At 39.6% G+C, this 12,333-nt stretch carries 6 protein-coding genes; 3 read left to right on the plus strand and 3 right to left on the minus strand.

The window, feature by feature from the left end:
* Nucleotides 1–202: 202 nt before the first annotated feature.
* Nucleotides 203–4,882: a hormogonium polysaccharide biosynthesis protein HpsA gene (hpsA, locus tag IQ226_RS11045; RefSeq protein WP_193895331.1), complete on the minus strand. Its 4,680-nt coding sequence runs from the start codon at nt 4,880–4,882 to the stop codon at nt 203–205.
* Nucleotides 4,883–5,391: 509 nt separating this feature from the next.
* The gene (gene pcrA, locus IQ226_RS11050) at nt 5,392–7,719 is read right to left on the minus strand and encodes a DNA helicase PcrA (protein ID WP_193895333.1); all 2,328 of its coding nucleotides are present in this window, start codon (nt 7,717–7,719) and stop codon (nt 5,392–5,394) included.
* 859 nt (nt 7,720–8,578) lie between these two features.
* Between pcrA and IQ226_RS11055 the strand changes: the two genes are divergently transcribed.
* The 3 genes from IQ226_RS11055 (at nt 8,579) to IQ226_RS11065 (ending at nt 12,031) form a co-directional block, all read left to right on the plus strand.
* Complete coding sequence (locus IQ226_RS11055) at nt 8,579–9,016, plus strand: CAAD domain-containing protein (protein ID WP_193895335.1); 438 nt, start codon at nt 8,579–8,581, stop codon at nt 9,014–9,016.
* A gap of 778 nt (nt 9,017–9,794) precedes the next feature.
* Entirely contained in the window at nt 9,795–9,935 is a 141-nt protein-coding gene (locus IQ226_RS11060; RefSeq protein WP_193895345.1) for a hypothetical protein, read from the plus strand.
* Nucleotides 9,936–10,222: 287 nt separating this feature from the next.
* The gene (locus IQ226_RS11065) at nt 10,223–12,031 is read left to right on the plus strand and encodes a hypothetical protein (RefSeq protein ID WP_193895337.1); all 1,809 of its coding nucleotides are present in this window, start codon (nt 10,223–10,225) and stop codon (nt 12,029–12,031) included.
* 21 nt (nt 12,032–12,052) lie between these two features.
* On the opposite strand, the gene IQ226_RS11070 is transcribed toward IQ226_RS11065, so the two are convergent.
* Nucleotides 12,053–12,333 (minus strand): transposase (locus IQ226_RS11070; RefSeq protein WP_193895339.1); only part of this gene is annotated, 281 nt, incomplete at its 5' end.

The following is a 12,333-nucleotide window of genomic DNA, read 5'->3' on the forward strand; positions in this document are numbered from 1 at the left end:
TTTAATCCTCTAGGTAGGAGTTTAGCAGTGCTTAATGATGTCAACCTAACGTAAAACGGGCGGTTAGAAACCGCGTCTACACAGGCAAAACCCACCTGCGTGGGTTTCAATCCTTGATTTTTCCTTAGTCCGCGCAGGCGGACTTTGTTTGTGTGGTTCCGTGAATTCCATTCGCCTTTGCTTTACCCCTACACCATGCAGACTAAGATTGACAGATACTCGGACGTTGATTTTGGTCAATTACATAGGAGGTGTTAGCATCGTCCTTAGCACATAACAAATTCTGCACCCAAGGATCATCTCTACCCACTTCTCGGAAATATTCATTGGGTAAATCACCTACTGGTACAACTAATTTTTGGGAAAACCGGTCTGGTGACTGAGAAAGTATGCCGACATCATAACCCCATAATCTTATTGGCGGTTGATAGAAGGGTAATTTGTTACCTCCATTATTCGTAGAATACCTTAAATTATCGTCATTAGGACTTGTTAAACTCGTTGCAAATGGGGCTGTAGCATAAGAACTCTTTCTTAGTTGCATAAAACTACCACTGATCTTGGCATTAACACCTTCCCATGACTCGGCAAAACGGACATAATTATGCAAACCACCATTATCTTCTGTAGTCCGCGCAGGAGTATCACCAGCGGCAATAATGACATTGTAAGTAGTGCTTGTAGCCGATTGCAACCACTTAGTAGCATTATTTTCATTTGCATTTGTGGAAACAATAGAATTCCATAAAACAGGTTTCCATTGATAATCGGCATCGAGTTCTAACTGAGGAACTATAGCTTTATCATTTATTATCTTTACCTGGCGAATATTTTTTCTATCTGATATTGCAAAAGCCTCTAGTCTTGGTGGCGACTTGTCATTAGATACTCCATAAACAGCAAGAGGAATAATTAACTCACCAGTATCAACATTCCGTTTAAAAGCAACTCTTCTCAGGAAAGCTGGATTATCCCAACCTTTGTCAGCAGGGGTACCAACTGAACCAGTTTTCAAAGAACTCACTGGTTGTCCTTCAATTGCACCCCCACCATTTCTCCAACTGTTCTGTCCATTGTCTTTGAAGCCATTATAAGAAACATTAGTCATCGTCCAATGCTTAGGATTGCTAGTAGGACTACTGCAATCTGTGTACTTGGTAGTGTCACAAACTTCATACCCATAATCTAAGTATGAAATGTTTTTCCTTTGTGTTTGTCTGACAACAGGGGTGACGAAATTATATAAGTAGGAACTAGGCTGACCACCACGCCAACCAGTATTGTCATGTTGACTCTCCAGTCCATTAACTGACGTACCACTAAAAGTAGAAGTTTTCGGAGCGTAGGTATTGAATAGGAAATTTTTGTTAGTTCCAAAATCATTGTTAATTGTCCGGATAGTCACTGAGGCCGGATCACTAGAGTTATTATTCCAGTCATAATCTCCCTCATTGCGGAAGCCAAACCGATAGTTATTAGATAGTAATGTCATGGCATCGGAAATCACAGCCGCAGTTCGCCATGTATCACCAGTAGGACATTGATCAACACCATTAACGCTCAATCTTAGATCCTTGGGACGACAAGCGAAGTTGGAATTAAGGGTACTCCTTGTATAAAAGTTACTCCAAGTATCATTTAGTGCAGCTGTAAATTCTTCACCACTATGCAGATTAAAGTCACCTTTAATATATGAAGGTAAATTGGTAGCGACAATCAAACCTTTCTCAGCGTCTCGATAATCTGTTTTCCGCGAGATGTTTGACCCATTTGCGAGGATAATGGCATTAGGACGACGAGTAGGATCGAGTTTGTAGTCCACTGAACTTTCTAGCTTATTTGCTGTTTTATCAGGATTATCTGAAGTTTTATCTACTAGGGCATCGTCACGGGTAGCGTAGATAATACCACTGTTGGGAATTAAGTATTCCTGTGATGGTGTTGTTCCCCCAATCTTTTTGGTTTCGTCGCTTAATTCGCTTAATTTACCCAAATCTAATACAGTGGCACGAATTTCTATAGGCTGTCTATCTTGTAGTGGCAGATCATAATTTGTACTTTGATTTGCACCACAATCCACATTCACAAACCTCTCGTCAGCAGGAATTACACTAAGATCATCCCTCTTACACTTCTTGCTATCAGGAGTAGGAGTAGTTGTATTGTCTGAATGTATTGCCTTAATTTGTCTACCATCTAAAAACGCAGTTTCAAAAATTGCCCCATGGGGAATCACTGTATCTAAAGGTGTAACACTACCATCTAAAATTTGCAAAGCGCAAATAGCCGCATCAATAGCAGATCGTTCGGAAAGAGTCCGGTTGGCTGCTGTTTTTGCTAAAGCCCTGGCTAAAAGTCCATCGTCTATGGAGCGCCCATTGGCATATCTTAATGTGGATTGATAAGTCAAAAGGTTCTGATAATCAGTAACACCTTTTGTTGGTGGTCCATAAACTATGCCATTATTGGATAAACCACCAGTACCACCTCCACCAAAACCGGTCGGAGGAGTCCAATTAGTTGCAGCAGCCAACGAACTGAGATTCTTCGCTGTGGTACTGTTTGTAGGATCATAAAAACTACTAACACAGGCGATCGGTGTGGGGGCTGTCTGACTATAACCGGTTTGTTTGTAGTGGTAAACCGCCGTTGCCCGCATTTTCAGATAAGGAGTATTAGCACTAGGTGTAGGAATTGTAAATGCTAGACCATCATCATACATTGAATAAGGTGTTGCTTTCCTTGCAGGTGTTACATTATTAACACTATTATAAATCGGCATCATGTCTGACCAAACTGGCGGTGTCGTAGATGCGCCAGTAAAACTGGTAGTTGCTGCGGTATCAGCACCACGCAAATAAATCCCCGCCCCTGTAACCACCCGCAACCCACCGACAGGATCTTGAGGATTCTCTGGTACTTTTGCCGCGTCTAGTTCCCAATCTCCATCTCTATCCGTAGAGCCGACATCAGCTAGGGTCTGAATCTGGGAAAGGCGATAGCGATTTTCAGCGGGGGAAGTAGGCTCTGTCCAATTGATACCACTAATGCTTTGAGTATCCGAGGGTTCTGGCCCAACAAACTTCGATTCAGAAGCCTTCCACCATAATTGAGGTAAATTATGACCAATCTGGATTCTATCTCCTAAGTATTTTTCTTTGGCGTTTTTCAAAAGCAGTGTTGGCTCTGTTGCACTTGGGATCAGGACAGTACCACTAGTATTCAATGTTAGTCCTGTATAACTCGTACCAGTTTTACCATCAGTGGGGCTTGTTGGATAACTCCAGGCATCTATAGGGCGGAGTGAATCGCCACTACCTTGTAGTGGACTTGTAGAGGCATAACTACCCAAAGCATCCCCATCAAAAGCTACTTCCTTGAAAGGAACTCGGCGAGTCCGTTTTTGAAAGTAAAGCTGTAGCTGTTCTGAACGGTATTGTGCTATCTGAGGGTCTGTATAGCTAGATAAACCACTTGCATTCTTTCGTTGTTGAATACCTTGTTGAACTTCCGATGGATCACTTGTTTGAATTGCTCCAGTTCCATCAGTGTTATTAGGATAAGCTGCTATTTGGGCGGCGACTAAGCGATTTACGCGCTGTGTATAAGCTAGATTATTGTAGGCAACATCAGTTGATGAGTCTGTAACTGATTGATTACCATTAAGAGAGATGACTGTGGAAGGAGTAGAAGAAGAACTAGGAGTATTACCTTTACCTGGGAATAAATCAAAACTAGTATAACGAGTGACTCCTCCTGTAAATCCTCCATTACTTATATTTCCGCCTACGGTGATTTTGGCATTGTCAGCCTCGTAAAAACAGGAATTTGGACTACTGACTTGATATATCCTAATATTGGCTGAACCTGAACCAGTAAGGAAGTTGGCATTGGTAAAAATGCGCCCATTCAGTCGAAAATCAACACCAGGAGTTAAGCCTAAGTCGTCTTGATAAACTACGGCATTGTTAATTAGAGATTGTTGAACTTTATCTTGTTCATACTCTAGGGCTGAGAAACTTCTATTGCCAGTGTTGACTTCATAGTTACTGCTAGTCCCGCTAGGAATGGTGGTAGTAGAGGTGATGGGAACTGTAACAGTGTAGACGAAAAATGCCTTCACCAATCTTAATGATTTATTGCCTTTAAACCAACCATTGACACCAACCAAACTAGCGCTAGTCACTTTATTCGTACCACAGTTTCCACCTATACTCGTAAAAGTCATAGGTGTGGTTCTAGCTTGGATGGGATTTCTTTTGACTTTATATTGAGTGTTAGTGCTATTCAAGTCTGGATTTTTATAATAAATCCCGTACAAGGTGTAGCTATCAAATTTACCATTATTATCGGTATCAACTGGGAATTGCCATGCTGTTTTTAATTCTTTGCCGGTAGTGTTAGCACAAACCCCAGCATTTAACCCATTACTAGGATCAATGCAGTTGATTGTCAGATTTTTTTCATCACCAAAGGTGTATTCATCTTTGTATGTGACTAAAACCCCATCTAATCCTGCTTCGGTGGGTGTGGCTCTTGCTAGTCGGTTATCATCAAATAGTTTCTTTAATTTTGCTCTGGCTCTGTCAATCGCCGGAGCAGCAGAACTCATGGCTACTTGATTGACGCGGACGTTACTAGCGATTTTCGCTCGATCAAAGGAACGAAACATGATAGCAGTGGTTAATAAAACTACGACTATGGATACCATTGCCACTGTTGGCAATACGAAACCTGGGTTGGCACTTTGCTGTTGTTTTTGAGTCCCAAAAACAGTTCTTAATAACCAAATAATTTGTTTTTTTATGGTTGCTAGAAACCGCCGGATAAATCTCGTAGAGATGCTGGTAATTTTTTTTAATGGCTGACGTTTTCGAGACATAGTTGCTTCTTTGTCAAGTAATTGGAGTGAATATTTTCTGGTTATGATTACAAATAATTCTGACTGCCAAATTTAGGGCAGAACTTTATATAGAGGTCGTTAGTAACCTGAAATATGCTGAGAGTGATTGTGTGTGAGTATTTCGGTTATGACATTGTTGACAACCAAACTCTGAAGACAGCACTTTTATACTACCCACTTTTTATAGAAAAATATCACTTGTCAAAATAAAGATATACACAGTCAAATCGGCGGTTAGAAACCGCATCTACACAAGCAAAGTCCACCTGCGTGGACTAATGAAAAATCGGCGTTGCTGAATCGAGGTATGAAATTCCCAAATTGAACCTTTAAAACTCAAACCTCAGTGCGTCTTTGCTACGGCAGTCGCTCATGGGGGAAACCCCCAAGACCGCGCTGCCTCGCCTTTGCGTGAGACTAAAATTCATACCCTTAATCAGCAACGCCAAAAATCAAATAGGAGTCCTATAGCAACTTACATTAATAAATTAAACTTTTTGTAATTGTGCTACTCTGGGGTCTACGATTTTTTGTCCTAAACTAGTGAATTTGATTGCTACAGAAACCTTATTTCCTTCTCCAAATACGTGAGTAATTTCACCAAGTCCAAAAGACTTATGTAATACTCTATCACCTACTTGCCAAATTCTGGAAGTGCTTTGTTTACTAGTGCTTGCAGAGGTGGTTTTAGTCGAACTACGGGTAGCTTTATTTTGGGTAGTTAATAATTCTGCGGGTATTTCATCGAGAAATTGCGATCGCATTGCCGGTTCTCTGGACCCATATAAACGTCTTTCTCTGGCATGGGATAAAAACAACCGTTCTTGAGCGCGGGTAATACCCACATAACACAAACGCCGTTCCTCTTCTAACAATGAAGGATCTTGTAAAGAACGATAACCCGGAAAAAGTCCCTGTTCTAAACCCACCAAAAAGACAACAGGAAACTCTAACCCTTTAGAAGCGTGTAAAGTCATTAAAGAAACCGCCGTTTGTCCCTCTTTTAAATTATCTAAATCAGAACTCAAAGCCGCACTTTGCAAAAATGCCTGTAAAGAAATATCTTCTCCAGCATTTTCTTCTTGAAATTGCAGCATAGCATTGTATAATTCATTGACATTACTAATTCTATTGTCAGCTTCATCTGTAGCTTGATCTTGCAATTCCTTAATATAGCCAGAATCCTCTAAAATCCCTTGTAAAATTTCCGAACCGGGAACAACTTTGATTTGTTCTTGACGATTTTGAATCATGGCGGCGAAATTATTCACAGCTTTGGCCGAACGTCCTGCTAAAGTATTTACAGATGTTTCATCACTTAATATTTCCCATAATGTTGTTCCTAATTGTTGAGAAGCATTCACCAAAGCATCAACAGTAGATTTACCAATTCCCCGCCGAGGTGTGTTGATAACTCGTAATAAACTGACAGTATCCGCTGGGTTATTAATCGCCCTTAAATATGCCACAGCATCTTTAATTTCTCTGCGATCGTAAAACTTCATACCTCCCACAACTGTATAAGGAATTTGATATTTTACTAATAATTCTTCAAAAGGTCGAGATTGAGCATTTGTTCGATATAAAATTGCAAAGTTACCCCAATTTAATTCCGGGTTTTGATGCTCTAAATTTCTAATTTGGTTAATCACAAAAGCTGCTTCTGCCATTTCTTCATCAGCTTTATGACAATAAATTCCTTCTCCTGGTTCTCTTGTGGCTTTGAGGATTTTATCAATCCGTTGAGTGTTATTTTCAATTAATTCATTAGCAGCTTGGAGAATATTTTCGCATGAGCGATAATTTTCTTCTAATTTTACCATAGAACGAGTATCATCATCTGCTAAACCATCGCCAAAATTTTCCTGAAATTCTAGCAAAATGGTAAAATCCGCCATTCTAAAACTATAAATTGACTGGTCAGCATCACCAACCACAAACACAGAGCGATTTTGCCATTTCCATTCACTTTTACGGGTTTCTCCATTTGTCACCAAAAGCTGAATTAGATCATATTGAGTTCGGTTGGTGTCTTGATATTCATCAACCAGAATATGACAAAATTTTTGATGCCAATAAGCTAAAACTTGCTCGTTTTGTTGAAATAATCGGGTAGGAATTAAAATTAAATCATCAAAATCTAAAGCGTTATTTTGGGCAAGTTTATCCTGGTAGCGATTATAAACATCAGTAATAACTCTACCCCGATAGTCTGGTTGTTCACTTTCAAATTGTTGGGGAGAAAGTCCTTGATTTTTGGCGTTACTAATAGCGTAGCGAATAGATTTAGGTTCAAATTTTTTACTATCTAAATTTAAATCTTTAGTAACTATTTCTTTAATCACACTTTGGACATCAGATTCATCAAAGATGGAAAAGTTTTTATTCCATTTTCTACCTTTTTCATCTTGATACTTTTCGATATCCCAGCGCAGAATCCGCGAGAATAAACTGTGAAAAGTTCCACACCACATATCTTTAATAGTAGTGCGGTAAACCTGTGTTTTTAGTAAGCTTTGTTCATATTCTGTCAGCAAATCAAACTTCTTACCATGTTGTGATATTGCTAATTGTTCAGTAAATATCCTTTGAATTCTTTCCTTCATTTCCCTAGCAGCTTTATTGGTAAATGTCACCGCGAGGATATTTTCAGGATTAACACGATGTTTAATAATTAAATTAGCAATGCGGTAAGTCAGCGCCCGGGTTTTCCCGGAACCAGCACCAGCAACGACCAACAAGGGTCCGCAGTAGTGTTCGACGGCTTGACGTTGACTAGGATTAAGGTGAGCAAGAAAATCAATATTTGTGGTCATAAACTATAACAATGATGAAAAGGACAATTTGTTATCGGGTTATTCTGTCAACGTCAAACTCAGTACAAAGAATCAAACAAAAGCAGCATAATGGGGCAAAAATGATAAAAATTTACTTGAATTGCTAAACTTTCAGAAAATTTGATATATTGTGCGATTATTTAGTTTTATCCTTGCTTCCCAACTAGCAACTTAATGTTACTGGATTTTGTGTAAAGTTTTATCATAAGACCTCGCGCTAAGTGGGAAACTCAGTGTCTTCAGACCTGAGAGGGAAACGAGTCGTGCGGTTTTAACCGCTTTGAATATTTTTTCATTACCGCCTTGGAGTTGGGAAATTCGGGGTACTCTTGTGATGTACTTTCAACGGGACAATTACCGATTCAAGTTTCCCAACTCTGTACGCATAATGTTTTGCTCTCAAGAGCCTCCCATTTCTGGGGTAATGTTAGCTGATGCCTACGGCACGCTGCGCGAACGACCAGTTATAAGAGCTTACTTGAGCTTGCAACACTGTTCCAGTGACCTTAGAACTGTTTAATCACAAGCGACAGAGCGGGGAACTAGCTATGCCTGACGGCACGCTGGCGCGAACGCATTCCGAGGTGTCGTGACTCAAATAACGGCTACCCTTCGACTATGCTCAGGGTGGTCTGGTCAGTACGGCTTGCTTGATTACTCTTGCAAGCTCAGTCCCTTTAGGGTTGGGTTACTGACACTTGTGAAGAACTCTAGATGTAAGATAAACCAATAATCTCTAATCTCTCACCCTGATTAGTGAGGGAAAGTACCGATTAACAGCCTTTTGGTTGTAAATATCTAGGTAAGAAACTCAACTTTCAAAATCATGGAAACAAAAATGCAAGAACCAGAATTTAAAGAAACCCAGTCTCAAGAAACAACCATACCCGAAATTAACACTCAACCCGGGAATTTGACCAAACTTCAACCCCCTATGCAGTCCCAAGAACAATGGCTGAAATACGGACAACAAATTTCTGGTTTTTTGGGGACATTACCAGACTATGTAGGTAAATTCTTTGGTCAATATCAGCAGCCCATCGTTAGTATTGGTTTAGTTGTGACAGCAGTAGTCACAGTTAAGGTACTATTGGCTGTATTAGACGCTCTTAATGATGTTCCTTTGGTAGCACCTACATTTGAATTAATTGGTATTGGTTATTCTGTGTGGTTTGTTTATCGCTATTTACTCAAAGCTTCTAGCAGACAGGAGTTATCTGGAGAAATTAACACCCTCAAATCCCAAGTTGTGGGTAAGCACACTTCTAAATCTTAACTAACAAATTTAGATAATCTTAGATACCCGACTCTTTAAAGAAATCGGGTATCTTTTTTCTTTTTTACTTTCTTATAAATATGGTTTGCTGATAGCGTAGCGTGGCGTAAGCCATAAAAGTTGTCTGTGAGGGTAGGGAACAAGGAACTTTCTAACAGGGAATAAATTGGTGTGTACTTCATGAGAATGGGAAACGCTATAAAGCCAAGAGTTCGTTGTTTTTTGTGAATTTAGAATATGTTACTTATGTGACTCTAAGTATATGTGGCAAAAAGATTATTTATAACTGAAAGATCACGGTTGTGTTTATAAATAACACCTCCTAGCATCATATACATATTTAACCTGTTTGGATAAGAATTTGTAAAGGTTTACCACTGCTCAACAGTGTCAAGTACCTCCAAACCAGGGAATTTATTCCCTGTCTAAAAGCTCAAGTCGGTTAAAACCAACTATTTTGGCGGTATTTATTCGAGAAATAGGATAATTCCTGATTTTAATTTAATTAAAGTGCGTTTTAACGCACTTTAGCTATTAGACCGGAACTTCAGTTCCGGGCGGGTATGAAAGCTAACTAAACTTGAGCCAGGGAATTTATTCCCTGTCTAAAAGCTCAAGTCGGTTTTAACCGACTATTTTGGCGGTATTTATTCGAGAAATAGGATAATTTTTGATTTTGATTTAATCAGAGTGCGTTTCAACGTACTTTAGCTATTAGACCGGAACTGAAGTTCCGGGTGGGTATAAAAGCTTAGTTACCAAGTGAAAAGGAAAAAATATGTCTAACAACTCTTTTCTCCCTCAAACCGCGACAACCATTATTTTTATAGATGCCTCCGTTTCCGACTATCAGACCCTACAAACAGGAGTTGTAGAGGGTGTAAAATCAATTATTATTTCCCCAGATCCAATACTGTAGCCAAAACATTGAAACCCTATTGATATCGTCACGATTTCCTTAGTTTTCAGACCTATTTGGTTGGGAAAATTGGCAATATTAAGCTGTTACGCAGCTAAATTTGATAACCATAATTTACTTGAACTTTGTGGTGCGGGCATCTTGCCCGCTAGAATTATACAAACTAAATGCACAACAGCTTATTGAGATCAAGACGGGATTAAATTACCCAAATTTTACAATAACATCCTCAAATAGATTATTTATATCAGTTGCATAAGTTCTGAAAAGATTAAGGACATAAAATTATGGCTACTCGTAACGTCATTGCAGATGGTAACTACAGCGACTCGACTATCTGGTTTGAGGGGATTTTGCCTAGCGCTGGGGATGATGTGGTGATTAATCTGAGTGATACTAATATCACGGTTAGTTTGACTAATAACACCACAATTAAAAGTTTATCCCAGCTTGAGACTTTTCAGTGGAATTCAGGAACTATTAATGTTGCTGATGGATTTACAAATAATGGCAATTTATCCATTGGTTATGGGGATAAATATATAACAGGAGTGCTACAGAATCAGGGAGTAGTTACTCAATCCGACTATTATTCACCCTGGTGGACATACTACGGCAATATCTACCTGAATAACAGCAGTCAAATCATCAACCAAATCGGTGCTACCTATGACTTGCAAGGGGGAAATATCCGTCCAAACTTCCCCGCAGATTATCAAGGTGCAGAAGCAAAATTTGATAACAAAGGTACATTTACCAAAACCAGTGGCTATAGTGCCAATATCTATGTAGACTTTGATAACTCTAGCACCGTAAATATCAACGCAGGGAATCTAGGTTTAACCAATGATTTTATTAACACAGGAATAGTTAACGTTAATGCTGGCACCCTAGCAGTCACAGGTAAAACCACAAATAGCAACAAAATAAATGTCGAAGGTGGCAGCTTATCTCTCACAGGGGGAGGGACAAACACCAACGCTACTATTTACGTAGACATAGATGCAGCTTTGACATTAGAAGGAATCTTCAACTTTGGGGTGGGGAGTCAAATCACAGGACGTGGAGGTGTAACTCTCAACTCAGGACAATTGAACTTCAATCTCAATCAAACCAGTATCAGTGATGATTTGACATTGACCTTTAATGGTGGTTCTCTCAATTATGAAGGCAATTTAGCAATTGAGAAATATGTTTTAGGTGCAAATGCGGGGAAATTGTTAGCCAATGACAACAGCACTTTAAGTTTAGGGAATGGTAGTTGGAATAGTGGTTCTTTAACCTTAGATACCAAGACAAGTTTTGATGGCAATTTATCCATTGGTTATGGGGATAAATATATAACAGGAGTGCTACAGAATCAGGGAGTAGTTACTCAATCCGACTATTATTCACCCTGGTGGACATACTACGGCAATATCTACCTGAATAACAGCAGTCAAATCATCAACCAAGCTGGTGCTACCTATGACTTGCAAGGGGGAAATATCCGTCCAAACTTCCCCGCAGATTATCAAGGTGCAGAAGCAAAATTTGATAACAAAGGTACATTTACCAAAACCAGTGGCTATAGTGCCAATATCTATGTAGACTTTGATAACTCTAGCACCGTAAATATCAACGCAGGGAATCTAGGTTTAACCAATGATTTTATTAACACAGGAATAGTTAACGTTAATGCTGGCACCCTAGCAGTCACAGGTAAAACCACAAATAGCAACAAAATAAATGTCGAAGGTGGCAGCTTATCTCTCACAGGGGGAGGGACAAACACCAACGCTACTATTTACGTAGACATAGATGCAGCTTTGACATTAGAAGGAATCTTCAACTTTGGGGTGGGGAGTCAAATCACAGGACGTGGAGGTGTAACTCTCAACTCAGGACAATTGAACTTCAATCTCAATCAAACCAGTATCAGTGATGATTTGACATTGACCTTTAATGGTGGTTCTCTCAATTATGAAGGCAATTTAGCAATTGAGAAATATGTTTTAGGTGCAAATGCGGGGAAATTGTTAGCCAATGACAACAGCACTTTAAGTTTAGGGAATGGTAGTTGGAATAGTGGTTCTTTAACCTTAGAGGATGTTTGAAAAGTTTTGAGGAGTCAAAATTTATGCCAATCGCCTGAGCATGATACGGATCATAGCTAGATAGATAAAAGTCTCAGAGGTTTCAGGTAATAACTCGTAGTCTCTGACTAACCGACGACAACCCATCAGCCAGCCAAAAGTACGTTCCACAACCCATCGCTTTTTGAGTACCACAAAACTTTTAGTTTGCTGGGGTCGTAGCACTACCTGAACAATCCAACGGCAAACGTCCATCACCCACATCATAAACGATGGACCATCAAACCCACCGTCAGCCCAAATAGTCGTCAATCGAGAAACCT

Origin of the sequence: Dolichospermum sp. LEGE 00240 (assembly GCF_015207875.1) — a bacterium.
Taxonomy (GTDB): domain Bacteria; phylum Cyanobacteriota; class Cyanobacteriia; order Cyanobacteriales; family Nostocaceae; genus Dolichospermum; species Dolichospermum gracile.